Annotated in this window: 30 protein-coding genes; 6 read left to right on the forward strand and 24 right to left on the reverse strand. The window is 50.2% G+C overall.

The window, feature by feature from the left end:
- Positions 1-79 precede the first annotated feature (79 nt).
- From glyS to P159_RS0100310, 7 genes are all read right to left on the reverse strand, one after another.
- A complete protein-coding gene (gene glyS / locus P159_RS0100275; protein WP_029540409.1) occupies positions 80-2,146 on the reverse strand; it encodes a glycine--tRNA ligase subunit beta in 2,067 nt (688 codons plus the stop codon).
- Positions 2,143-3,027, reverse strand: coding sequence for a glycine--tRNA ligase subunit alpha (glyQ, locus tag P159_RS0100280; protein ID WP_029540411.1), 885 nt, complete (start codon positions 3,025-3,027; stop codon positions 2,143-2,145). Before glyQ ends, glyS begins: the two co-directional genes overlap by 4 nt.
- A gap of 263 nt (positions 3,028-3,290) precedes the next feature.
- The gene (locus P159_RS20410; protein ID WP_185753556.1) at positions 3,291-4,277 is read right to left on the reverse strand and encodes a hypothetical protein; all 987 of its coding nucleotides are present in this window, start codon (positions 4,275-4,277) and stop codon (positions 3,291-3,293) included.
- Between the two features lie 73 nt (positions 4,278-4,350).
- Complete coding sequence (locus tag P159_RS0100290) at positions 4,351-6,393, reverse strand: clostripain-related cysteine peptidase (RefSeq protein ID WP_029540414.1); 2,043 nt, start codon at positions 6,391-6,393, stop codon at positions 4,351-4,353.
- Between the two features lie 285 nt (positions 6,394-6,678).
- Positions 6,679-7,275 carry a hypothetical protein gene (locus P159_RS0100295; RefSeq protein WP_029540415.1) on the reverse strand — a complete coding sequence of 199 codons (597 nt, stop codon included), beginning with the start codon at positions 7,273-7,275 and terminating at the stop codon, positions 6,679-6,681.
- Between the two features lie 59 nt (positions 7,276-7,334).
- Positions 7,335-7,904 (reverse strand): YSC84-related protein, encoded by a 570-nt coding sequence (locus P159_RS0100300; protein WP_029540416.1) that lies wholly within the window; start codon positions 7,902-7,904, stop codon positions 7,335-7,337.
- A 788-nt stretch (positions 7,905-8,692) separates the two neighbouring features.
- Positions 8,693-9,163 (reverse strand): hypothetical protein, encoded by a 471-nt coding sequence (locus P159_RS0100310; protein ID WP_185753557.1) that lies wholly within the window; start codon positions 9,161-9,163, stop codon positions 8,693-8,695.
- 212 nt (positions 9,164-9,375) lie between these two features.
- Here P159_RS0100310 and P159_RS0100320 point away from each other — a divergent pair.
- Positions 9,376-10,535 (forward strand): IS3 family transposase gene (locus P159_RS0100320; protein WP_318253469.1). Its coding sequence is split into 2 segments (ribosomal slippage): positions 9,376-9,631 and positions 9,631-10,535, totalling 1,161 coding nucleotides; the frame shifts between segments, so codons are not numbered across the junction.
- Between the two features lie 180 nt (positions 10,536-10,715).
- Here the strand turns inward: P159_RS0100320 and P159_RS0100325 are convergent.
- The 5 genes from P159_RS0100325 to P159_RS0100345 form a co-directional block, all read right to left on the reverse strand.
- Complete coding sequence (locus P159_RS0100325) at positions 10,716-10,964, reverse strand: hypothetical protein (protein ID WP_029540424.1); 249 nt, start codon at positions 10,962-10,964, stop codon at positions 10,716-10,718.
- A gap of 145 nt (positions 10,965-11,109) precedes the next feature.
- Positions 11,110-11,331: an HNH endonuclease domain-containing protein gene (locus P159_RS0100330; protein WP_029540425.1), complete on the reverse strand. Its 222-nt coding sequence runs from the start codon at positions 11,329-11,331 to the stop codon at positions 11,110-11,112.
- 6 nt (positions 11,332-11,337) lie between these two features.
- Entirely contained in the window at positions 11,338-11,550 is a 213-nt protein-coding gene (locus tag P159_RS0100335; RefSeq protein WP_029540427.1) for a hypothetical protein, read from the reverse strand.
- Between the two features lie 77 nt (positions 11,551-11,627).
- Entirely contained in the window at positions 11,628-11,918 is a 291-nt protein-coding gene (locus P159_RS0100340; protein WP_029540429.1) for a hypothetical protein, read from the reverse strand.
- Between the two features lie 27 nt (positions 11,919-11,945).
- Positions 11,946-12,275: a hypothetical protein gene (locus P159_RS0100345; protein ID WP_029540431.1), complete on the reverse strand. Its 330-nt coding sequence runs from the start codon at positions 12,273-12,275 to the stop codon at positions 11,946-11,948.
- 338 nt (positions 12,276-12,613) lie between these two features.
- Here P159_RS0100345 and P159_RS18960 point away from each other — a divergent pair, with 338 nt between their 5' ends.
- Both P159_RS18960 and P159_RS18165 read left to right on the forward strand, forming a co-directional pair.
- On the forward strand, positions 12,614-12,853 hold the full coding sequence (locus tag P159_RS18960; protein ID WP_051650017.1) for a hypothetical protein: 240 nt from the start codon (positions 12,614-12,616) through the stop codon (positions 12,851-12,853).
- Positions 12,819-14,054 carry a transposase gene (locus tag P159_RS18165; RefSeq protein ID WP_072004085.1) on the forward strand — a complete coding sequence of 412 codons (1,236 nt, stop codon included), beginning with the start codon at positions 12,819-12,821 and terminating at the stop codon, positions 14,052-14,054. The genes P159_RS18960 and P159_RS18165 overlap by 35 nt, the downstream gene beginning before the upstream one ends.
- Before the next feature lie 155 nt (positions 14,055-14,209).
- On the opposite strand, the gene P159_RS0100355 is transcribed toward P159_RS18165, so the two are convergent.
- From P159_RS0100355 to P159_RS0100370, 4 genes are all read right to left on the reverse strand, one after another.
- Positions 14,210-14,488 carry a hypothetical protein gene (locus P159_RS0100355; protein ID WP_185753559.1) on the reverse strand — a complete coding sequence of 93 codons (279 nt, stop codon included), beginning with the start codon at positions 14,486-14,488 and terminating at the stop codon, positions 14,210-14,212.
- A 10-nt stretch (positions 14,489-14,498) separates the two neighbouring features.
- On the reverse strand, positions 14,499-15,107 hold the full coding sequence (locus P159_RS0100360) for a hypothetical protein (protein WP_029540434.1): 609 nt from the start codon (positions 15,105-15,107) through the stop codon (positions 14,499-14,501).
- Between the two features lie 4 nt (positions 15,108-15,111).
- Positions 15,112-15,636, reverse strand: coding sequence for an HNH endonuclease (locus P159_RS0100365; RefSeq protein WP_029540435.1), 525 nt, complete (start codon positions 15,634-15,636; stop codon positions 15,112-15,114).
- A gap of 190 nt (positions 15,637-15,826) precedes the next feature.
- Complete coding sequence (locus P159_RS0100370; RefSeq protein ID WP_029540436.1) at positions 15,827-17,734, reverse strand: phage/plasmid primase, P4 family; 1,908 nt, start codon at positions 17,732-17,734, stop codon at positions 15,827-15,829.
- A gap of 57 nt (positions 17,735-17,791) precedes the next feature.
- Here P159_RS0100370 and P159_RS0100380 point away from each other — a divergent pair.
- Positions 17,792-18,951, forward strand: a protein-coding gene (locus tag P159_RS0100380; RefSeq protein ID WP_318253470.1) for an IS3 family transposase whose coding sequence is annotated in 2 segments (ribosomal slippage) — positions 17,792-18,047 and positions 18,047-18,951 — 1,161 coding nt in all. Because the reading frame shifts where the segments join, the coding sequence is not laid out codon by codon here.
- Between the two features lie 75 nt (positions 18,952-19,026).
- Here the strand turns inward: P159_RS0100380 and P159_RS0100385 are convergent.
- From P159_RS0100385 to P159_RS0100405, 5 genes are all read right to left on the reverse strand, one after another.
- Entirely contained in the window at positions 19,027-19,386 is a 360-nt protein-coding gene (locus P159_RS0100385) for a hypothetical protein (RefSeq protein ID WP_029540440.1), read from the reverse strand.
- A 153-nt stretch (positions 19,387-19,539) separates the two neighbouring features.
- Positions 19,540-19,758 (reverse strand): hypothetical protein, encoded by a 219-nt coding sequence (locus P159_RS0100390; RefSeq protein WP_029540442.1) that lies wholly within the window; start codon positions 19,756-19,758, stop codon positions 19,540-19,542.
- Positions 19,755-19,913, reverse strand: a complete 159-nt coding sequence (locus P159_RS20415; RefSeq protein WP_185753561.1) for a hypothetical protein — start codon at positions 19,911-19,913, stop codon at positions 19,755-19,757. The genes P159_RS0100390 and P159_RS20415 overlap by 4 nt, the downstream gene beginning before the upstream one ends.
- Complete coding sequence (locus tag P159_RS0100400) at positions 19,913-20,119, reverse strand: hypothetical protein (protein WP_029540444.1); 207 nt, start codon at positions 20,117-20,119, stop codon at positions 19,913-19,915. Before P159_RS0100400 ends, P159_RS20415 begins: the two co-directional genes overlap by 1 nt.
- Positions 20,120-20,123: 4 nt before the next feature.
- A complete protein-coding gene (locus P159_RS0100405) occupies positions 20,124-20,324 on the reverse strand; it encodes a helix-turn-helix transcriptional regulator (protein WP_029540446.1) in 201 nt (66 codons plus the stop codon).
- 131 nt (positions 20,325-20,455) lie between these two features.
- On the opposite strand from P159_RS0100405, the gene P159_RS18965 reads away from it, so the two are divergent.
- Both P159_RS18965 and P159_RS0100415 read left to right on the forward strand, forming a co-directional pair.
- On the forward strand, positions 20,456-21,028 hold the full coding sequence (locus tag P159_RS18965; RefSeq protein ID WP_051650019.1) for a helix-turn-helix transcriptional regulator: 573 nt from the start codon (positions 20,456-20,458) through the stop codon (positions 21,026-21,028).
- A gap of 29 nt (positions 21,029-21,057) precedes the next feature.
- Positions 21,058-22,158, forward strand: a complete 1,101-nt coding sequence (locus P159_RS0100415; protein WP_029540449.1) for a site-specific integrase — start codon at positions 21,058-21,060, stop codon at positions 22,156-22,158.
- Between the two features lie 83 nt (positions 22,159-22,241).
- Here the strand turns inward: P159_RS0100415 and rplQ are convergent, their stop codons facing one another.
- From rplQ to rpsD, 3 genes are read right to left on the reverse strand one after another with little or no spacing between them, the layout of a single operon-like run.
- Positions 22,242-22,580 carry a 50S ribosomal protein L17 gene (gene rplQ, locus P159_RS0100420; RefSeq protein ID WP_029540451.1) on the reverse strand — a complete coding sequence of 113 codons (339 nt, stop codon included), beginning with the start codon at positions 22,578-22,580 and terminating at the stop codon, positions 22,242-22,244.
- A gap of 18 nt (positions 22,581-22,598) precedes the next feature.
- The gene (locus P159_RS0100425; RefSeq protein WP_029540452.1) at positions 22,599-23,558 is read right to left on the reverse strand and encodes a DNA-directed RNA polymerase subunit alpha; all 960 of its coding nucleotides are present in this window, start codon (positions 23,556-23,558) and stop codon (positions 22,599-22,601) included.
- Between the two features lie 56 nt (positions 23,559-23,614).
- Positions 23,615-24,208 (reverse strand): 30S ribosomal protein S4, encoded by a 594-nt coding sequence (gene rpsD, locus P159_RS0100430; protein WP_029540454.1) that lies wholly within the window; start codon positions 24,206-24,208, stop codon positions 23,615-23,617.
- Between the last annotated feature and the right edge of the window lie 2 nt (positions 24,209-24,210).

Raw genomic sequence — 24,210 nt, forward strand, 5'->3', positions numbered from 1 at the left:
TACCCTCCAAAGCTGCACACATCGCAAGACACCCCCCGGAAATTTCCGGGGGGTGTCTTGTGTGTATATCTATGAGATTTTACGCCAGCACAATCTTGCTGAAATCAGCCACCCTGCCTGCCAGCATATCAATGGACTTCAGCAGGCCCAGGCGGTTGTTCCTGATGGCCTCGTCCTTGTCCATGACCATGACGTCCTCGAAGAACTTGTCGATGGGCTGGGTGAGCTCCGTGAGGGCATCGATGGCACCCACGTAGTCCTGGCCGGCAATGAGGCTCTCCACAGAGGAGGCCGTAGCCTTGCAAACCTGGCCCAGTGTCTTCTCTGCCTCCACCTGGAAGAGGCTTTCTTCAAAGCCTTCTTTCTCAGCCTTGGCAGCCAGGTTGGAAGCGCGGACCAGAGCCTGGATATGAGCCACAGCGTCGCCGGAGACGAACTTCTGCACAGCCTGGGCGCGGAGGCTCACGGCGTAGAGGTCATCCACATCGGCCAGCACTGCATCCACCACATCGTAGCGCACTTCTTCCAGCACGTTCTTCAAGCGCAGGCGCATGAAGTCAGCCACATCCTGCTGCATCTTCTGGCGGGCAGCCTCGTCGGTGATGCCGTAAAGGTCCATGGACTTGGCCACCACTTTGGAAAGGCTCAGCTGCCATTTGGCCTCGATCATCATGTTCACCAGGCCCAGAGCCTGACGGCGCAGGGCAAAGGGATCCTGGGAGCCCGTGGGAATCTTGCCACGAGAGAAGGTGCCCACGATGGTGTCAATCTTGTCGGCAGTGCTGACAATGCGGCCTGCCTCGGACTGGGGCTGGCTGTCACCTGCGAAGCGAGGCATATAATGCTCGTCAATGGCGACAGCCACCTTCTCGCACTCCCCGTCCAGCTTGGCATATTCACGGCCCATAATGCCCTGCAGCTCGGTGAACTCCGTCACCATGCCGGTGACCAGGTCAGCCTTGCAGAGGATGGCAGCGCGGTGGGCATGCTTTGTGACCTTTTCGTCAGCCTTGAGCTCAGCAGCGATGAAGTCAGAGAGCTCAGCCAGACGCTCTGACTTCTCATACATATTGCCCAGCCCCTGCTGGAACACAACGGTCTTGAGCTTCTCCCGATGCTCCTCCAGGCTCTTCTTGCGGTCCTCATCGAAGAAGAACTGGGCATCCTCCAGACGGGCGCGGAGCACGCGCTCGTTGCCGTGCTGGACAGTCTCCAGATGCTCCTTGCCGCCGTTGCGGACAGTGATGAAGAGGGGCAGGAGCTTGCCCTCAGCGCTCTTCACCGGGAAGTAGCGCTGATGGTCACGCATGGGAGTGATGACCGTCTCGGGAGGCAGAGCCAGATACTTGTCGTCGAACTTGCCGCAGAGGGCCGTGGGATACTCCACCAGGTACAGCACTTCTTCCAGCAGGTCTTCGGAAATCTCTGCCTGACCACCGTTGGCCTTGGCTGTTTCCACAATCTGCTCGCGGATCATGGCCTTGCGGCGCTCCTGGTCCACGATGATGAACTGTGCCTCGCAGGCCTGCTCATAGCTTTCAGCATCAGCAATCTCGAACTCGCCGTTCTTGTCCTTGGTGGGAGAAAGGAAGCGATGGCCGCGGCTCACGCGGCCGGACTGCACCTCAGCCACCTCGAAGGGAATGACCTCAGAGCCAAGGAGGGCTACAATCCATCTGAGAGGACGGATAAACTTGAAGTCAAGGTCACGCCAGCGCATATTGTTGGGGAAGGACAGGGAGGAAATGAGCTCAGGCAGGATGGATTTCAGGAGCTCTGCCGTAGCCTGGCCCTTCTCATGTACCATGGCGTACACATAGCCATCCTTCACTACCAGATCCTTGGGGTCCACCTTCTGGCCCCGGGCAAAGCCCTGGGCAGCCTTGGTGGGATTGCCGTCAGCATCGAAGGCAATCTGCACGGAAGGACCGCGGTTCTCGCTTTCCACGTCCTCCTGGCTCTCAGCAAGGCCCGTTACCAGGAGAGCCGTGCGGCGGGGCGTGCCGATGGTGCGGACACTCTCAAAGGCCACGCGATTTTCCTGCAGGGCCTTTTCTGCCTTTTCCTTCAGTTCCTTCAGGATGCCCGGCATCACATGAGCCGGGACTTCCTCAGTACCGATTTCCAAAAGTAAGTTCTTGCTCATGCCTTTTTCCCTCCTCTGTTCAGCATGGGATAGCCAAGCTCCTCACGCTGCTTCAGGTAACACTCTGCGCACATGCGGGCCAGCTTGCGGACGCGGCCGATGAAGGCCGTGCGCTGGGACACGGAGATGGCCCCCCGGGCATCCAGCAGGTTGAAGGTATGGGAGCACTTCAGTACATAATCATAGGCCGGATGCACATAGCCCTTCTCGATGACACGCACAGCCTCAGCCTCGTACTTGTCAAAGAGTTCAAAGAGCAGATCCTCATCGGAAAGGTCAAAGGCATAAGCAGACTGCTCATACTCGTTCTGATGGAACACATCGCCGTAGGTGTAGTCGTCAGTCCACTGCACATCGTAGACATTGTCCACCCCCTGAATGTACATGGCCAGGCGCTCCAATCCGTAGGTGATCTCGGAAGCCACGGGCTTCACATCCTGGCTGCCTACCTGCTGGAAATAGGTGAACTGGGTAATCTCCATGCCATCCAGCCAGACCTCCCAGCCCAGGCCCCAGGCCCCCAGGGTGGGGGATTCCCAGTTATCCTCTACGAAGCGGATATCGTGCTCGGCAGGATTGATGCCCAGGCGCTCCAAGCTCTCCAGATAAAGCTCCTGGATATTGTCCGGGGAGGGCTTCATGATGACCTGGAACTGATGATGCTGGTAAAGGCGGTTCGGGTTGTCGCCATAGCGGCCGTCAGCCGGGCGACGGGAAGGCTCCACATAGGCCACATTCCAAGGCTCAGGGCCCAGGACACGCAGGAAAGTGGAGGGATTCATGGTGCCGGCGCCCTTTTCCACATCATAGGGCTCGGCCAGGATGCAGCCCTGCTCCGACCAGAACTTCTGCAGGGCCAGGATGATTTCCTGAAATTTCATATCTACAACTCCTTCTGTCTGCAGGGACGCAAAAAAGCCCCGCCCCTGCAACTGTATGTTACAGGGACGAGACTAAAATCCCGCGGTTCCACCCTGATTGGCGCACTTCGTGCACCCACCTCAAGCTATAGTTTTGTGCAGCTCCAAAGCGCCCTTCGCACTCTTGCGGTCTCACACCCTCACCGCTCGCTGGAACCAGTGCTACTCTTCTTTTTCATCGCTTCCTAAAGTCTAGCAAATCAGGGGTTATCTGTCAATCACAATTACTCATCGTCATCATCATAGCCGCCATCGTCGTCATCATAATCGCCGTCATCTTCATCGTAGTCGCCGTCGTCCTCTTCCTCTTCTTCCTCTTCTTCGTCTTCTTCGTCGTCTACATCTTCCTCATCGTCATCTTCATCATCTTCCTCGTCGTCATCTTCCTCGTCATCATCATCATCATCGTCGTCATCGTCATCATCATCATCGTCGTCATCGTCATCATCATCATCGTCGTCATCGTCATCATCGTCGTCATCATCATCGTCATCGTCGTCATCATCGTCGTCATCATCGTCGTCATCGTCGTCATCATCGTCGTCGTCGTCATCATCGTCATCATCGTCGTCGTCGTCGTCATCGTCATCATCGTCGTCATCGTCATCATCGTCGTCGTCGTCATCATCGTCGTCGTCGTCATCGTCGTCGTCGTCATCGTCGTCGTCGTCATCGTCGTCGTCGTCATCGTCGTACTCGTCATCATCATCGAGCTCGAATTCGTCCTCATAATCTTCGTACTCGTATTCCTCGTACTCGATTATCTCTTCATACTCTTCGATGATTTCATCAATGTACGTTACATCGCCGGTTTCCTGATACTTCGCATAGGCGTCCCTGGCTGCTGCCGCTGAAGCTCCACCTGCAGCGGTGAGGGCTGCCAGTTTGGCACCGCGTCCCATGCGGCTGCCGCCCTTGCCGCCGCCCGAACCCTTGCCAGAGCCCTTGCCAGAACCTTTGCCGCCACCATGGCTGGATTCCTTCTTGCCGGAATGTCCGGAAGGCTTATGACCCGAAGCCTTCTTGGCGTATTTCTCACTCTGGGCCAAGGCATCCAACGCGTCCTGCAGGCTATAGCCATTATTCATCAGGTAATCAATATCATTCTGTTCATAGTATTTGCCGTTTGGTGCCACATACTCGGAGAGTTTTGCCGCTTTCTTCTGAGCGAATTCCTTTGCCTTCTGAGCCACGTCTTTCATAGATGCCATATTAGATTACTCCCTTCAACTTATCCTTTAGCATTTATCTGATTGCCATAAAAAGCTGGCAACAACAGCAATTTTACTGCACATTGGTGGTGATCTCGCCCTTGTTCAGGACAAATTCCACCATCTGGGACAGAGCGCTGTCACCATTGGGCGAGAGGAACTCGAAGAGGTAGCCGTAGCTGCCGTCCACCAGTTTCTCATCCTTCACCTGGGGCTTGTCCCCTATGGTGAAGGTCTCCACTTCCACGGGCTTGAAATTATCGTCATTGCCACTGATGCTCATGGCGTAATGAATGGTAGTGATCTTATCGCCCTGCTTGAGCTTCTTCAGTTCTCTGTCAGCCATGCCATGGCTGTCCAGCCCCTGGCGCGCACCCAGAATCTTGTAGCTCTTGTCTTTGAAGCTGTAGGTCACCTGCAGATTGCACTCCTCCCCATTCAGCTTGATGGGAATAGAGTAGAGGTTATAGTCGTCCTCCATGGCAGTGATTTCCACATAGACAGGATGGCCGTCCAGCATGGGCCAGGTGCCCTGGAAGTTGTCCTTGAAGATACCCTTGTCCCAGTCAGCCTTGATGTCGCCATCGCTGCCCAGATAGAGAATCAGGTCTTTTTTCACGTCCACGCTGACCAGATTGCAATGGATGGCAGAGACCAGATCCAGCTTGTCCTCCGCCAGCTTCACCTCGGCATTGCCCTCTTTGTCAACGCCTACAGGGGTGTCCTCCAGGGCCTTGATATCAAATACGCCCTTGGCTGGTGCACTCTTGGCCTGAGTTGCCTGCTGGGCAACCTGCTTCTGGGCCTCCAGTTCCTTCTTGTCGTCTGCCAGCTGCTTCTTGAGGTTGTCGATAGTGCCCTCGGGCAGCTTGCCGTAAAGGAGGTACTGGTAAAGATACTTGTGAGGCAGGGACGCAGAGATCTGATTGGCGTACATGGCGAAATGGTCCCTGTCGCCATCATAGGAATGGAAACCGGAAATGCCGCTGCCCTGGTCACGATAGAAGCTGGTCACCTTGTAGATGACCGCATCATCCACGGCCTTCACCAGCTGCTTGTAGGAATTGGGCAGCTGCTTCTTGGATTCTTTGGCCAGGTCTGCCAGGTCCACCATGTTGGTGAAGCCCTGCTTGCGGGTATTGCCGCCATAATTCTCGGCGGTCTTGGCCTTGCGGGCATAGGCGGAGAAGAACTTCTTGGGGTTCTTCTTCGCTGCCTCCAGCGCCTCGATGCCGAAGGCATCATAGGCCACCTTCAAGGCAGGCATCTTGCTCATGTCGATGACGGAGAGAGTGATGGAATCATCCACATCTTCCTTCTCGCAGCCCTTCACATAGCTGTCGCAGATGGCCTTGCCAATGCCGTTGCCTCCCAGGGCGGGATTCTTGGCCAGTGCCCCTACCCAGCCGGTGTAGTACCAGCCACAGCCTGGCTCCACTTCCTCGGAGCCTACCATATACCTGGTCAGGCCCTCCAGCATATGAGCTGTCTCATATGTAGCCATGAGGCAGGCATCAAAGCCAATCAGCTCGAAAGGAGGCTTGTCCTTGGAAGACTCATACACTGCATCAAAGGCCTGGCGGATATCGTTGAGGCTCAGGGGGCGCTCTGAAAATTCGTCATAGCAGACCCCGCTCATGCTGCCGCCGCCATGATCCCAAAAGACGAAGATATGATGGTCAGCTGTGTAGTTTTCCTTGCCAAACTTCAGAAAATCCGCCAGCGTGGCAGGATCTCCCATATCGGCTCCCTTCACTTTCCCCAGTTCATGGAAGCCTTCGCTGTCGTAGAGCAGCCGTACCGCTGTCTTGCCCTTGGCGCCGATATCGCTATGCCATTTCTTGGCACCGCCGGCCTCAATGAGCACCTTCACATTGGACGGCAGCTTCACCTTCTCCAGCTCTGCCAAATCTGCAGAGGCTGCCCCGAACCTGGACTCAAGGTCCGTACCGCAGAGATACCAGTGGATAACCCAGGTATCGTCCTTGCCGTAAGTATCCTTGAACTCTGCCACCGTGGCCTTGCCCGATGGCTTGTCCTCTGAGCATCCGCTAAGGAAAGCAAATGCTGTCAGCAGGACCATAATTAGAATTCCCCTAAGTGCGGCTCTTGTCATAGAAAATTCCTCCTATTAAACAGGCAAGTCCACCCTTTTCCTCTCACTGAGGGTCCTAACACCCCTCGACTTTTGAACAATTCTATGCAATCTTCTGATTTCCTGCTTTTTTCTTATAAATATAACAAGCAATTTCGAAGAAAAGCGGTGGTTTCAGAATGTCACGCCACCCCATGCCACCCAAAAAGAGGCTAGTCACAAACCAGAAATAACCGATTTGTGACTGGCCCCTTGTTAAAACAGGACTATTACTGTCAATGTTTAAATGCAAAGCAGCGTGTTTCGTTATTGCTTATCTGAACTTACAGAACCCCAGCCTGCACCAATGTCGGAATAACCGAACCAATTCGCATTGGCATCCCAGTTAAACTGATAACGTTTCCGATTATTGCCCTTCTCGAAAGCCAACACCAGATTCCCGTTTTTCAGTGCCACAATATAAGGATATGCCCCAGCTTCGTGAGCATAATTCTGGCTGTCAATGTAGACCTCCAGCTTCTGAGCATTGGGCGAGTATCCGAAAAGGCAGGCGCGTTCAATGGACTGCAAAACATAAAACTGCTCGCTGTTGCTGGTGTTTTTCAGCACGCGGAAGGTATAACCGTATTCCACTTTTGGAAAGTGCTCATCGGCAATTTTCTTGTCATTCAGCCATACCTTCAGATGCAGCCTGTTGTCGCTGCTGGCCTGCCAAAGTTTCCGCATCTGGAACTTGAGAGGCCCGTAAGGAGTAGTGAAGGTTTCCGTCAACGCCTGGTCATTTTTCAATCCTTCAGTAAAATTTTTTGCCTCATAAGTCATTTGGTAAGACTCAGCGGCAAGACACACCGTAGCAAACGCCATAATCATCAGGCTTAATAGGAACGCAATACATTTTTTCATTAGTTCTTCCTCCCTAAACAATCACTGTTGATCCGCCACTTGCATCATACAACGTTTCCTCAATTAAGCGTCCTGTAAGGAGAAATCCTTCCCCCTTTGAAAGTAGCTTCCACAGCCAGGCCTTTTTTGTCAAGCTGATAGACCTGCACGCCCTCAGCGGTGATTGTTGCACCTGCATAGGTCACACCGTTGACGCCGTCAGTAGCATCAGCTGAAGTTTCAGAGCCAAAGTTGATCTTGCCAGAAACTAATTTATCCCAAGCTGTTTTATTCGCAATGATGAAAAGCAAGTCGTATTCCTTAGCGCCAAAATTTATGCCCAGGCTCACTTCCTTCATCTTAACATAGATTCTTTCGCCGGTATGGTTGTTTACGGCCACCCCGCGCCCGTGATCATCGCCCCAAAAGCCCCATTTGACACTGGCGGCGCTGATGGTACAGTAAGCGTAGGCATCCTGCACCGCCTCCTGTGCTGACGGATACTTCTGATACATGCGCTCCAGGACCTTCCCGCTCATCTCATTAAGTTCGGCACGCTGCTGGTCAGGGGTAGCCTTAGCGGCAAATACAGTGCTTGCCATCGTTAAGACCAGCATGAATAAAATCAGTTGGAAAAAATTTTTTTTCATGAGAAACGCCTCCCTTATACAAAACCAACTGATGGATATTTCTCCATACGCCCCCCTAATCCCTGCTTCACATTGCATTCCAGGCATCAAAAAAGCCCGCCATCCCTTACGGATAGCGGACTTTTCTTTATGTCGGAATTACACCAGCTCAATAACTGGCAGGTATTCCAGGCGGTTCCCCCTTGATTTATAAGGCTTTGCCAGCCCTCACAAGTCAGAAAAACCGCCCTTTTCTGTGGCTACGGATTTTTTTATTACGTTTTGATTACGCTGGCAGCCTCTCCTCCACCTTATCAAACTATAACAAACACAACAACACGTTATTATGCTATAATGTATGGGCCGCCCCTTCTGCCATGGATGGAAGTTAAAGGAAGGAGGTGAGATAATGGGTCTTTCTGATTTCTTGTTATCGGTTTTGGCAAGCCTGCTCGCGGCTGCAATCGTTGAGCTGGTGCGCAAATGGTTAGGATAGCGGCACCCTAGCCTCTGGAAGCACAAAAAGCCCCCTGCTATGAAGAGCTGCAACTCTTCGGGGGGCTTTTTGTGTTGTGAAATAACAAGTCTAACTGATTTCTGTGCCTAAATTATACCACCTGCCGCCCCCCAAAAGCAATAGCTTTATATCGTAAACAATCGTATACAATAATAATATGGTCTATTGTTTCGTATCCTACTGTGTTGTTGTGGAGTACAGCACAGTTAAAAATCAGACAACTTTCAGACACTAACAGCAAGCATCATATAGGGTGGCATTTCACCGCCACCAGACAATTATTTCACTACTATCACAAGCCTTTTTCAACCTCTACTTTGTTCTTTAGCCTTTCATATTCTATGCGTTCACTATCTGTAAGCCTGTCTAAATCCTCATCAACCACACTAACATGAATAACGGTTTCGCCACCTTCCAGCCCTTTGGCCTTTTCCTGCCTGCGCTCATCCGTCAGCATGCGCAGCATTGGTGCAGCTATTGCCGGGTTGAATCCGCCGTTGGTGTCAAACGCGCCCCTTATCTCACAGTCCGCCATTTCCTCATAGATGGAACGGCGCTCAATCTCCATTGACAGCTTCAATGCTTCAAGCACTATCCTTGGCGAACAATCAGCCATGTCCAGCTGCTCTAATGCTTTCATAGCCTTGTCTTGGAGAACGTCAGCCAGCTTCAAATGTCGCTGGTGCATATCCCTAATGGCAGCCCGCTTTTCCTCAAAGTCCACGCTCTGCAATGAGTTGTCATAGTCCCTGCACCTTGCCACCCATTGCCATTCACTCGACCACCTTTGCATAAGTGTCAGGCTTTTGCCCAACTGCTGCCCCACTTTGGCACAACTTCGCAACTCAAGATAGACAACAAAGGCTTCATAGGCTTGTGTGCTTTCCTCCGGCTGCCTTTCCCAGGTCTCTGCCCCATACCCGCTTTGCTGGACACCCGAAATGAATGGTACAATACATTCATGAGGTGATACGATTGAACAGATACAGTAATGAATTTAAGGAAGAAGCCGTAAAAAGAGTCTTGAGCGGTGTTCCGGCCAGCCAGGTAGCCCGAGAGATAGGAGTCAACGTAAGTTCCCTATACACTTGGAAGGCAAGATACATAAAACATCCGGAGCAGCCCTTTGTCGGCAGTGGCAAGCTCCGTGATGAGGATGCCGAGCTAAGAAGGCTACAGCGGCGTATTAAAGACCTTGAACAGGAGAATGAATTCCTAAAAAAAGCGAGCGCCTTCTTTGCCAAGAACCTGAAGTGATCCGATATTACTACATCGAAGCTAACCGCGGCAAATATCCGATTGAAAAGATGGTGCGATGGGCTAATGTATCCAGAAGCGGTTTTTACGCTTGGCTTTCCCGCAAGCCAAGCCCACGTGACAAAAGCAATGATGAGCTTTTACGTATCATTAAGCAAATTCACGAAAAATCCAATAAGACCTATGGTTCCGTGCGCATTTTCAGAAAGCTACGTAAAAAGGGGATTAAGGTCAACCACAAGCGTGTAGAACGTATCATGAAGGCAAACGGCATACATGGCAAGGCACGTCGTAAATATAAGGCTACAACATATTCAGACCATGATATGCCTGTTGCCGAAAATGTTCTCAACCGCAATTTTTCTGCGGAACATCCTGGGGAAAAGATGGTCAGTGATATAACCTATATCCCTACAGACGAAGGCTGGCTTTATCTAGCTGGGGTGATGGATTTATGCGGCCGTAAAATGGTAGGAGTGGCCATGGACAGCCGTATGACCAAACAGCTAGTTATGTCAGCTTTACAGGATGCCATAAATCATACCAGCGATGTAAACGGCTGCATCCTCCATTCTGACCGTGGAAGCCAGTATTGTTCCAAAGACTACTGCCAAATGGCAAAGCAGAATGGTTTTACGATGAGCATGAGCCGGAAAGGCAACTGTTGGGATAACGCTCCCATGGAAAGCTTCTGGGGTACATTAAAACAGGAATGGCTGAACGAGAAGCATTTCCGCACTCGCGCTGAAGCTAAGGCGGCTGTATTTGAGTATATTTGGATTTTCTACAACCGCCAGCGAATACATTCCAGCAACGATTACCAGACTCCGGAAGAATACTACATGGAGCGAATGCCCGTTGAAAAAATTGCTGCCTAAATTGGTGAAGATGGCCAAAACTGCGGAAAATAAAGCAATTTTGAGGATGCGTTAGGAATCTTTCATTTTAGGTGTCTAAGCGCATGGGGGAAGGCCACTCCATAGCTCCCCCCCTCTCTTGATTAACGTTATAAAGGAATTTAACAAGGGCCTCCCTATCATAGAGAAGCCCCCAAAAGATTATTTAAATTCCTGCTTGTGTTCGCTCATCCAAGCTACCAACATATCCTCATAGTCTCTATAACCTGCTGCTGTCATCGCAAGTGTAGCACGTTCCCACGCCTTGCCGTATGCCCCCAGAAGTGTTTCTATGGCTACTGTATTGCCTCCGCCAATCAGTTTCAAGATGGCCTCTGCAAGTTCATCCTGTTCGCCTATGGCTCTGTGCCAATCGTCCATGCAAACCCTGAGTGATGCTTTCTTCTCCATGATGTTTTCCCCTTTCCTAATGGCAACGGTCTATGCTATCATGGTATTAGACCATTAGTTTCAAAAGCCACCCTGCAAGAATTCTACACATAACTCTTGCAGGGCTTTTTCTTATGCCTAAAATGCTAATCAATAATTCGCGCTATCACTTATTGCCCTTCCTCCTGTTTGCTGTCCTGCTGGTGACCTGAAGATTGGAGCGTGAATTACTGCCTCCCCTGGAAAGTGGCCTCACATGATCTACCTCCCTAGGGTCTCCTTTTTTAAGCCCCATTTCCCGCCTTGCTTGGTTACGCAACGACCTATTATGAATCTGCTCCGGCGTCCCCTGATATTCACGATACTCTTTTTTGTAGTCTCTTGCCATTTTACATTACCTCTTTCCTGATTCCCATTTTTCATCCATAACCTGCCATGCTCGGCCCAAATATTCGGCAGCTTCCGACGTATCCACACCGAGGAACTTTTTCTTAGGCTCTCCATCAATAACATTGGCAGCCTCATCTGCTTCCTCCTGGCTGGATGCTATGAACGTGCAAGTATTCCTGCCCTTCTCGCTGGATAGTATTACCACAGATATTGCCACTATTTCACCTCCTTTTTTGGGGCGGGTATAGGTAAGACTACCCTTGCCCCCTATTAGATGTTCAAACTACGTGCCGCTTACGGCAAACTCTGCTCAGAATTGGCGTTCTGTCTAATTCGTTCAGCCCGCCTTGCTCTTTCCTCATCTGTCAGTTTTATTCTAAGCGGCTTGCTCCGCAGCAGGATCAATTCCTTTCCTGCCCTGAATGTCATCGCAACCACCTTACCAGCTTGCCTATCCTCCCGCTCCAGTTTGTAGGAAGAAAGCCCCTTCAGCCTCCGCATGATTGACGGGTCTGCCGTATAAATGGTAGCTTCATCCTCTGCCCTGTCAAATCTGATAATAGTTTCCTGTTCTTCTCTAGTCATAGAATCAACTCCTTAACCACATCCCTGTTACATCGTGCCAATTCCAAACATAAAACTGGCAGGGATATTCAAGGACACACCCAAATCAAACTCCTCTACATAGCGTTTGACCATCTTGTTTGTCTCCTCGTTGTATATGCCCAGCACAATTTTCGCAGCATCCCGCCTTACCTCCGGCTCTCCATCCGTACACTCTGCAAGGCTGTGCAACGTAAGAACAGAATTGATTATCTGGTAGGTTCTCATGGTATCGAGAAGCTCCTTCTCCCCCATATCCTCAATCCTACAAAGCATATCCGTGATGTTCCTCCTTGCCAGCCTCAGATTATTCTCAAGCACCTGTCTTTCTCTGCTCATTGTCCATTGCCCTCTCAGCGTATAGCTATCATGTCCCCATTGATGTACTGGCATACCACAATTGGGAAGAATAGTTCCCATAACTTCATACTCTCACCAACGCCCTATTCATCAAGCATGGTCTTTCCATGCTCTATACAATTTCAAGAAGTCCCGCCCCCTCATGGTAACAAATGTAAATTAGAAAACTCAAAGCCCTCTATTTGTCTGCCTTGAGCCATGGCACATTATTCAATGTGCCCCCACAATTTATGGAAAAAATGCTGTTGCGAATGAGTATCACCCATCTCAGTTTGATGTTTCACATGTACAATAGTACTTGAAAGAAGGTGAACATCATGCTGAGATTGCCTGAAATCGGCTCCCACGCTGCCTATAGGCAGCTCCTCTCCCAACGCATTCACAACAGTCGCCTCAAACGCTTCGACAAGAAGAAGCACAAGCTGGCAGTCAACCTCCTGGCTATTGACCTTTCACCGGTTGACGAGATTATGCGTCCCTTTTTACTCAGCGGAAGGTCGTCCTGCATGGCTACCTTCCTCTATGCTGCGTTCCTACTTGCTTTCCGTCTGGCTTAAGTCTAACTCTCTTGTTGGCTGGGCTGAACGTCTGCGCTCTGATGAGTCTCTGGCCATACTATCAGGCTTTTCACCCGACCATACCCCATCCTTCGGCGCTTTTTATGACTTCTTCCATCGCCTATGGCCAGGAGGCAACAATTTCTTGCCTCACCTGCGCTACCGCAGGAAGAAACCGCCTAAAGGAAAGAGCAATGGCGAAAAGTCTCCGTCCTTCGACAAAGATCATGCTGCCACCGTCATCAAGTTTTTTGATGGACACAGTGCCGGAGGTATCCTCATGACCAAGCTGCACATCATCGGTGAAATCTACAACAGGGTATTCCTGGCCGGTTCGATTCACAAAGATCTTCTGGATGTCAGGAAACTGGTTCTGGCCGGTGACGGCACTCCAGTGCAGGTTTCTAACCGTGAGCGAAGCCACTCGATGTGCGATTGCTATAAAAAGGGCATCGACAGTTGCCACCACAAGCGCTGGTTCTCCCAGCCCGATGCCAATTGGGGCTGGGATTCGTCCAGAAATTTCTTTTACTTTGGCTATAACCTCTATCTCTTCACGGATGCTAACTCCGGATTGCCTGTCTTCCCTATCCTGGAGCGTGCATCCCGCCACGACCTTCCTGCCATGCTACACGGACTTGCCTGCATCAAGGCGTTCTTTGCGGACTGGAATATTTCCGCTTTGATCCTTGATTCCGCACACGATGCAACTGCTGTGTACGAAATGTGCAGCAAAAGCAGCATAACCCCCTTCATAGACTTGAATCCTCGTGGTACCAAATCAGCTGAGGAGAAGGGATATACAATAAGTGATGACGGTGTGCCAATCTGTCCTCTTGGACTTCCCCTGAAACCTGATGGCACTGATAAGAAACGGCACAGAGCCAAATATATTTGTCCGAAGACAAAATACGCAGAAAGGCTATGCTTGTGCGACAAGCGCTGTACCAAATCCACTTATGGTCGTGTTGTGCATATAAGCCTTAAGGATAATCCACGGCTGTTCTGCGATCCTCCACGCGGTTCACCTCAATGGAAGCAAATCTACAACAAGCGCACATCTGCTGAACGGGCCAACAAACGCATAAAGATTGACGGGCTACTGGAAGAAGGACGCCATCACTCTTCCATGATGTGGTATATTAGGTTATTCGCAATAATATCCGTCATACACGTAAAGGCCTGGCGTAAGCATGCGTGAACCCTGAAAAACTATATTTTTCAGAGGCTGGTTTTTCTGCGCCAATTTTCTCATACACTTTCAAGCTAAGGTATTTCAGCTTCGTGTAAAAACATTTCCCATCACCTCAATACTAACAGCCGTCCATTCTCATTTAGATTGCCGTGTTTTCTAAATTACATAACAAGCCACTCTTTCCTGCTCGTTTTGTGTGCCAGTATTGGTAGCTCCCCGGGGGTGGCATCTCGTTCACTCTGCTCCATTGCGGCCCGGACGTTCAGCCGTTCAACGAATTTCACTTCTTGATGCAGCCCAGGCAGCCCCTCAACGTCAGCAACTTCTGCCCCTGTCTGATACTGCTGCTGGCCCACACGATGAACGCCAGCGAACCCCGCCTTTTGGCACTCTGCCGCCCACAAGCGTTCTCCCCTGGCTCCTTTTGCCTTCTGGCTCATACCCATACTATCACCTCACGGCCCGAAGATGCTTATGCGGCTTCCTTACCACGCCCAGGGGCCGCCCATCCTCGTCAATCATGACTTCTTTTCCGTTCTCCAGCTTTGTGGAATGGTAAACCTTGATTCCCATGTCATGTGCAAAGGATTCCATGAGTGATGGCTCCCCCTGCATGGCCCGCAATTCGTCCACCAAGTATATGCCACCTACCGTGAATCCCATGAGAGCGTGATTATCCCATTCCCATAGGAACTTCTGCACGTCCTCTGGTGTCCACGTTCCTGCCAATGCCTTTTTCAATGCCTCCATACTGGAATACCAGTCCTTGGCTCCGTAGGTATGCCCCTTGTAGTCCTTCTCCGCAGGGAATTCCACCGCCAGCCACTCGGGAGAGAATTCTTCCGCTACCAGGTGCAGCATGGATTTATACAGGCAAAACTCTGCTTCGCTTTCAGTCTCCCATTTCTCCCGCATGGAATACCAGCGCACCGCAGCATGAAACACCTTTTGCGGGTCCGTACTCTCCAGCATGACGGCCCGCAGCCTATTCTTTTTCACCGCCAGTCGGTCACTCTTTTTCTTATCGGCCTGCTCCTTGGTTCCGTGAATGAGTTTCATGCTATCACCTCCACGATACCCGCAACGCCGTATCATCTGCTATTGTTCCGCTACCAGTATTGCTCAACAATCTATTGGTCAGACACTCAAACATCACAGTAACCTCATCTGATCCCTTGATGTCTGCTTTAGTGAGGGTTCTAACCGCCCTCCCCTTATCAGCCCATTTGCCATTGACCGCCAACTTCTGGAACCACGACAGATATATAGCATTTCGCTCCCGCTCATAGTTCCGCCTAAATTCCACCAATCCTGGCGTGAACTTCTTGCCCAGCTTGGCAATATCATCAGCCAGCCCCGGCAATATCTCCTTATGCAGTCGACTGTGGCAATCCCTGCATAGTGTCACAAGGTAGGAAATATCATCCATGAACTTGTAGTTCAAGTGGTGAACTTGCAAATTATCCTTAGCCCCGCAACACACACACCTATGATGGTCTGTTTCCATTCTCTCCTGTCTCAGTTGTTGCCACTCTGGCGAATGCAGGTATGTATCATAATCAGGATATTCCTTACCCTTAATTGTCACGTTCTCAATCCTCCTCCCGTTACCACAGCAGTGGCCTACTATTTAGTTGCCAATGTCATGTAAAAGTGTAGAAATGAACATTTGCAGGAAAAACTCTATAAAACCCTATAGAAAACCACTTCCCTATGGACTTTATAGGAAATTCCTGCAAAACTACAAAACTACACACATAGTTGATAAAATCAATATTTCAGACAGGGATTTCTATCACAGATAAACCTTTGAAATAAACTCCTCTGCCTCCTCTAACTTTTACAAAGCCACGATTCTCCATCTGCTCCGAAAAAGTACGCGAGGACATATAATGTCCATCATCGAGCCACGCAGTAAATGCCCTGTGTGTATCTCTCACGGGGGCCTTCAGCCCTTCACCAGTCTCGCAGCATTCATTAATGAATTGCCCTATGAGGTCGTTATCTTGGAAATATATGTCCATCATCTTCTTTATGGGGGCAGGCAGTTCGCCAACTTCACCACGTTCCCACCATTCAAGTGCACCTTCTACACACCAAGCCAGTATAGCTTCTTTGGTCTCCCCTTTCAGCTTTTCCTTTAGCATAATATCCTTCTTGGCTATGTGCTCCATGAAGGGGATAATAACCATGCGCCGCCTCATACCTTCGTCTGTGCTATCCGTAACTGTTGGCTTGTAGTTGCTGGACATCACAAGAGAAAACTTTGGAACAAAGGAAAAAGGATTTGCGTACAGGTGACGGCCCACAAGCCTATCACTTCCCGTCAAGAGCTTTATCCTGGCATCGTTGAACTTCCGCCCTATCCCGCTTTCGCTGGTGATTATAAGCCGCTTTCCTGCCAGTTCTGCTATCTGTGGTGTGGGTTGCCCTCCATTCCCCGCATCGTTACGGGAAGCCAGCAACACATCAATGTCCATCGTCCCGGCGTAGGCTCCCAGCACATAAGCAATGGACTCAATGAAAGTTCCCTTGCCGCCCCCGCCTGGACCATAGAGAAACAGGAATTTTTCTTCTGAAGTAAGCCCAAAGAGACTGTAACCTATAAACCTCTTGAGCCACGCCCTTACTTCTTCATCTGGCAGAATGGTTTGCAGGACATCTTCCCACAAAGGTGACTTTGCCCCTGGCATATAATCCGCTCTGCAAATCTTGGTTATATAGTCCTTCCTATCATGAGGCTTGAGTTCACCTGTCCGAAGGTCAAGCGTTCCATTCCCGCAATTAAGGATATAGGGATTCTTGTCTAAATCGCCCTTCTCTATAGAGAACAAGCCTTTTGCCTGAGTTATACAGTTTCTAAGATTTACTGTGTTCTCAGACTTTAGGAAAAATTTTATGGCAGCTTCCTTGGCTTTCCTGTCCTCGTCACTTACAGCCGCAGAAAATGCCGCCCCTGCTTCCTTGAACGCCCTACGCAGCATGGCTACGGCCTTATCATATACCTGCAAGCCCTCTGTATCTTCATCCTCTTTCCATTGCTTGCCGTTCCATTGGAGCCACTTCCTGCTAGCTGGCACATAAAGGAGCCGATCAGTATACATGAACTTGAGCCTTTCCGCATTGCCCGCATCAGTCAGCTTGAAGTCCAACAAGGAGGGCGGTTTATCAGCAACACGCTTTTTCTCCGGTGAATAAACTTCCCCATTCCAGCCTTGCAGGGCTTTTTCAATTGTCCACTTACGATAATCTGTCCGCCTCTGCCACTTCTCTCTCTGCGCCAACTTGGAACCGTTGAAGATTTCAAGCATCAAGCCCGTATCCCCGCCAGTCCAAAAGGGCAGCATATCCATAAGAGCCATGTCCGCAGCAGAATCATCTCCACCATAGGCAGAAATTTCGCCCCTGTCATACAGGTCAAAGAACTTCCCCGCTTGAGCTGACCGCCGAATCCTTGCCAGAATCTCTTGCACGCCATCAGGGGACGGATTAACCATTCTCTGCTTAACTGGTGCAGCAGGTTTCTTTGCCATCTTCACCAGTTCATCAAGCACCGCTTGAATATCCACAATTTCTGAAAGGTCATGCCACACGTTGCCTGTGAGCGTGAAATATCTACCGTGTGGGTATACCTCTAATTGCCCATTCCTAAAGCCATTGGCAAGCTCTCCCCTACCTTGCCCCATACCCGCTTTGCTGGACACCCGAAATGAATGGTACAATACATTCATGAGGTGATACGATTGAACAGATACAGTAATGAATTTAAGGAAGAAGCCGTAAAAAGAGTCTTGAGCGGTGTTCCGGTCAGCCAGGTAGCCCGAGAGATAGGAGTCAACGTAAGTTCCCTATACACTTGGAAGGCAAGATACATAAAACATCCGGAGCAGCCCTTTGTCGGCAGTGGCAAGCTCCGTGATGAGGATGCCGAGCTAAGAAGGCTACAGCGGCGTATTAAAGACCTTGAACAGGAGAATGAATTCCTAAAAAAAGCGAGCGCCTTCTTTGCCAAGAACCTGAAGTGATCCGATATTACTACATCGAAGCTAACCGCGGCAAATATCCGATTGCAAAGATGGTGCGATGGGCTAATGTATCCAGAAGCGGTTTTTACGCTTGGCTTTCCCGCAAGCCAAGCCCACGTGACAAAAGCAATGATGAGCTTTTACGTATCATTAAGCAAATTCACGAAAAATCCAATAAGACCTATGGTTCCGTGCGCATTTTCAGAAAGCTACGTAAAAAGGGGATTAAGGTCAACCACAAGCGTGTAGAACGTATCATGAAGGCAAACGGCATACATGGCAAGGCACGTCGTAAATATAAGGCTACAACATATTCAGACCATGATATGCCTGTTGCCGAAAATGTTCTCAACCGCAATTTTTCTGCGGAACATCCTGGGGAAAAGATGGTCAGTGATATAACCTATATCCCTACAGACGAAGGCTGGCTTTATCTAGCTGGGGTGATGGATTTATGCGGCCGTAAAATGGTAGGAGTGGCCATGGACAGCCGTATGACCAAACAGCTAGTTATGTCAGCTTTACAGGATGCCATAAATCATACCAGCGATGTAAACGGCTGCATCCTCCATTCTGACCGTGGAAGCCAGTATTGTTCCAAAGACTACTGCCAAATGGCAAAGCAGAATGGTTTTACGATGAGCATGAGCCGGAAAGGCAACTGTTGGGATAACGCTCCCATGGAAAGCTTCTGGGGTACATTAAAACAGGAATGGCTGAACGAGAAGCATTTCCGCACTCGCGCTGAAGCTAAGGCGGCTGTATTTGAGTATATTTGGATTTTCTACAACCGCCAGCGAATACATTCCAGCAACGATTACCAGACTCCGGAAGAATACTACATGGAGCGAATGCCCGTTGAAAAAATTGCTGCCTAAATTGGTGAAGATGGCCAAAACTGCGGAAAATAAAGCAATTTTGAGGATGCGTTAGGAATCTTTCATTTTAGGTGTCTAAGCGCATGGGGGAAGGCCACCTATCATGTGCAGTCCTTCCCCACTAGGAGAGACTTCACAGTAAGTCCCCATTTCCTTTGCTATAGCAAGGGCGGTTTCTTCTTTCTGCCCCCCATCAAGGCAATGGTCAATATCTACCCCCACATATGGAGAATGGCCGAACATGAAGCCAATGCCATCATACCCCTGTGGACAGTTCTCCACCTCCTGCCAAGTATTCCATGTTGCAGGGACATTCGACTTTGCCCGCCCCTTGGTGACGGCGTTATATGGAACCTTAGTCCGCTTGCCGTTCCGTTCCTCATACCGCCATACCACAAAGTTCTTTAACTTCTTTAGTTCTTCTGGTATCTGCATTACATCCCCGCCTTTTGCTGGAAAATATTCTCTCTGCCTTGTATGTCCTGCCTTCAATTGCTAAAATAAAGGTAGAACCCTTAACCTGACCTGGTTTTGTGTTCGCCGCCTCGGAAGGTGTCCCCACACCAGCCGGGGCTTTTTCGTGTCCGCTCATTCTCTGCCCACCTCGTAGCCTACAGCCTCATAGAACGCCTGGCGGTTGCACCTCCCCGCAATGGTGAATTTACCTTCTGCTTTCAGCCTGGCATTAATAGAAGCAGCGCACCTTTGCGCCGTGCTCCGGCTGCAGTCCATCAGCTCCATCATCTCAGGTATTTTGATGAATAGCGATTCCCCGCCCCCTGCTGGGGGCTTTTGTGTTGCCATCATGCATTCTCTCCTCCATCTCTTAAAGCCATTGCCTTATCTATCACTGCCGTATGCTTGATACAGTTCGTACCTTTCCACCTATCCACATGAAGGAGCCTCCCTCCCCTATGTTCGTTGTCAGCAATGAAACGTGTCATCAACTTTGGGTATTCCATTACTTCGCCTCCTGCCTAATCCACTCGGCCCTTGCTTTTGCAAATTCGTCCCATGTGGTAACAATGCTGTTCGCTCCGGCGCAAATGGCAACGTTCGTAGTCCCAAGGTAGGCCACAAAAGCAATGCCGTCCTTCGCATGGAGGAACACACCGCCTTTGTCCTGCTCTTGTGCTATCATTCGTACCAGTTCAATGCCAATCTTCAACGCTTCATGCCTCCCGTGCAATGTCGTAAATATCTACACCTAATGCCTTTGCCAGTTTCCCCAATGTGTCAATACGAGCCTTATTACTGTGATTCAAGATCTTGTTGAGTGTTGCAGCAGTAATCCCTGCCGTCCGCGCCAAGCCTACAACAGTAAAATTTTTGCCCGCCATTTCCCGGCGTAGTGCCTTGCCGTCAATTTCCATTTTTACTTACCTCCTTATGAGTTTTTGATATTTTATTATAGTTTATATCACTATCACCTAAATGTCAACAATATATAGCTTTTTAACGCAAAATATCATATAATGATATTTATTAAAGGGAGGTCACATACATGAACTCAAAAAGTTTTGGTGAAAGATTGAAACAGTATAGGACAGATAGCCAATATACTGGAAAAGCATTCGCAGAGTTGATTGATATTCCTTATCAGACTTATATGGGATATGAAAATAAGAACGTTGAGCCAAATTTCGACACACTCATCAAGATAGCTACCGCCCTCCATGTGTCTACAGATGATTTATTAGGCTATAAAATTGACAAATGCGAATATTGGGCAGAATATTTGCAAAAAATAGGATTCAACATAGAAATTCAACATGATTCCATACGAATACAAACAGCCCCAACAAATATAGAAGCTCATAGTATTACCATCCCCAAGGAAGCCTTTTTATTGCAGATGGATATAATATCATCACTGGCTGATTCAAATTTATATTTAGCCAAAGCATTTTACATAAAAGAGAAATTTGCTTTTGTCCTATTAGGGCTTATAGATAAATTCTCATCTGCAAGCAACCAAGAGAAAGCTATGTGCTATGATTATCTATCAAGCATTAACCCTATAATTGTAAAGAATCCATTCACAGGACAACCTATGATTGGTCCAAAAGATAAGTAATCACAATTTGCCCACAGGAGGGGCAAGCAATGCCAGTCTACAAGAAAACTACAAAGGCAGGAAAAGTGTCCTGGTATGCCATCTTCTATTACCGGGACTGGAACGGTCAGCGCCGGCAGAAGAAGCGAGAGGGCTTTTCCACCCAGCGTGAGGCCAAGGCCTATGAACGGGACTTCCTCGAACGGCGGGCCGCCACCCCTTCCATGACCTTTGCCACCCTGGTGGACATTTACCTGGAGGATTACCGCCACAGGAACAGGGCCACCACCTGCAATGTCACGGAAAATATAATAAATACCCACATCCTACCCGCCTTCAAGGACTTGCCCATAAATGAAATTACCCCCGCCACGGTCAGGAGCTGGCAAAACTCCCTGCTATCATCCGGGGAATACTCAGAGGCATACTTGAAGCGTGTCCATGTCTCCCTCTCCTCACTGCTGAATTTCGCCGTGAGGTATTACAATCTCCCTTCAAATCCTGCCCGCCTTGCTGGATCCATGGGAAAAGACAAGCCTCATGAGGTGAGTTTCTGGACATTGGAGCAGTTCAGGGCCTTCCAGGAAGCCATAGAGGGGGCGGAGCCCTATCACACTATATTCACTACGCTCTTTTATACAGGCCTTCGCATAGGTGAGCTTCTGGCCCTCACACCAGGGGACATTGACACCCAGGCAGGCACGTTGGCAGTCACAAAGACATACAAGAAGCTGAACGGGGCGGACGTCATACAGCCACCAAAGACAGAGAAAAGCCGCCGTGTTATCGTCCTGCCCCCCTTCCTTGTGGACACCTTGCAGCAGTATATATCCACACTCTACGGCATAAAGGACAATCAGCGCATATTTGAAGCTGTTGGGACTTCTGCCATAGGGAACAATCTCAGGAGGTACACAGCAGCAGCAGGCCTCCCCCTAATCCGTGTCCATGACCTCCGGCACAGCCATGCCTCCCTACTCATTGAGCAGGGTTTCTCCCCTATTGCCATCAGGGACAGGCTAGGCCATGAGGATATACAAACCACACTCAACACATACGGCCACCTGTACCCCAACAAACAGGAAGAAATAGCCTCCCGCCTTGAGGAATTGGGCACACAAAAAGAGGGCGGTTCCATTGCCCGCCCTTGAAAAATATTACGTTTTTATTACGTTTCACACATCAAAAAAGCCCGCCATCCCTTACGGATAGCGGACTTTTCTTTATGTCGGAATTACACCAGCTCGATGATGCACATGGGTGCAGCGTCGCCGCGGCGCACGCCGAGCTTCAGGATGCGGGTGTAGCCGCCCTGGCGGTCTGCGTACTTGCCTGCGATCTCATCGAAAAGCTTCCTCACAACATCTTCATCAGAAAGGCTGGCAATAGCCTGACGACGGGCGCTGAGGTCACCGCGCTTAGCGAGGGTGATGAGCTTCTCAGCCAGGCTCTTGAGTTCGCGAGCCTTTGCCTGGGTCGTCTCGATGCGGCCATATCTGAAGAAGGAAGTGAGAATGCTGCGCAGCAGTGCCTTACGAGCAGCACCGTTACGGCTAAGTTTACTGTGTCTCATTTATTTCCCTCTTTCCTATCAATCGTTGTTCTGCTTGAGCGAAAGTCCCAGCTCCTCGAGCTTCTTCTTGACTTCCTCCAGGGACTTGCGTCCCAGATTGCGGACCTTCATCATGTCATCTTCCGATTTCTCGGCCAGATCTGCCACGGTGTTGATATCAGCACGCTTGAGGCAGTTGAAGGAACGCACGGAGAGGTCCAGATCCTCGATGGTCATTTCCAGGACCTTGGAGGAAGTATCCACTTCCTCCTCCGGGAAGGTTGCCTCCTCCTCGATCTCCTCCTCCGTGAGGCCGTCCATATTCTGGAACAGCTTCAGGTGCATGACGAGGATGCCGGCAGCCTTGCTGACAGCTTCCTCTGGACGCAGGGAACCGTCGGTCCAGACTTCCAGGATGAGCTTGTCATAGTCCGTGACATTGCCCACGCGGGTGTCCTGCACCGTGTAGTTCACGCGCTGCACCGGGGAGAAAATGGAATCGATGGGAATGACGCCGATGACGTCATCCGGCTTCTTGTTCTTGTCAGCCGGAGCATATCCACGGCCACGCTCAACAATCATTTCAATCTTGAGCTTGCCGGACTCGTTCACCGTAGCAATGTGCAGGTCAGGATTGAGGACTTCGATGTCTTCGTCACAGATGACGTCAGCACCAGTGACCTCTTTCTCACCTTCCACATCGATGCGGATGGTACGAGGCTCGCTACCCTGCATCTTAAGGCAGAGCTGCTTCAGGTTAAGCACGATGTTGGTCACATCGTCGCGTACTCCGGGGATGGTGGAGAACTCATGGAGCACACCATCGATTCTGATGGAGGTAATTGCAGCACCTTCCAGGGAGGACAGGAGCATACGGCGCAAGCTGTTGCCAAAGGTGGTGCCGTAGCCACGCTCCAAAGGCTCACAGATGAACTTGCCGTAGCGGTTATCCTCACTGATCTCCGCAATTTCAATTTTCGGTTTCTCGATGTCAATCATCTTGAAGTAACCTCCTCAAATAACAATAACGCTATGCGCAAAGGCACAAAAGATCATTATTTGGAGTACAACTCGACGATAGCCTGCTCATTGACAGGAACATCAATCTCGTCACGGTTCGGGAAACGGGTGACCTTGCCGGTGAGACCAGCCTGATCAGCCTCGAGCCATGCGGGAGCAGACAGATGGTTGCTGCTCTCCTTGAGCTCCTTGAAGAAGGCGCCCTGCTGGCTCTTCTCAGACACAGCGATGACGTCGCCAACGGAAACCAGAGCGGAGGGGATATCCACGCGCTTGCCGTTCACAGTGAAGTGACCGTGGTTCACCAGCTGACGAGCCTGACGACGGGTGTTGGCGAGGCCAAGACGGAAAACCACGTTGTCAAGGCGACGCTCCAGGAGACCGAGGAGGTTCTCACCGGTAACGCCCTGCATCTTCTTTGCCTTATCATAATATCCACGGAACTGCTTCTCCAGCACACCGTAGATGAACTTTGCCTTCTGCTTCTCTTTCAGCTGGAGGCCATACTCGGACACCTTGCGGTTGGTACGGCGCGGCTGACGCTTGGATTCCTTGGAACGGCCGATTACCGCGGGCTCGAGGCCGAGGGCACGGCAACGCTTAATGGCGGGAACTCTATCAATTGCCATTA

Origin of the sequence: Selenomonas sp. AB3002, assembly GCF_000702545.1 — a bacterium.
Lineage (GTDB): Bacteria > Bacillota > Negativicutes > Selenomonadales > Selenomonadaceae > Selenomonas_B > Selenomonas_B ruminantium_A.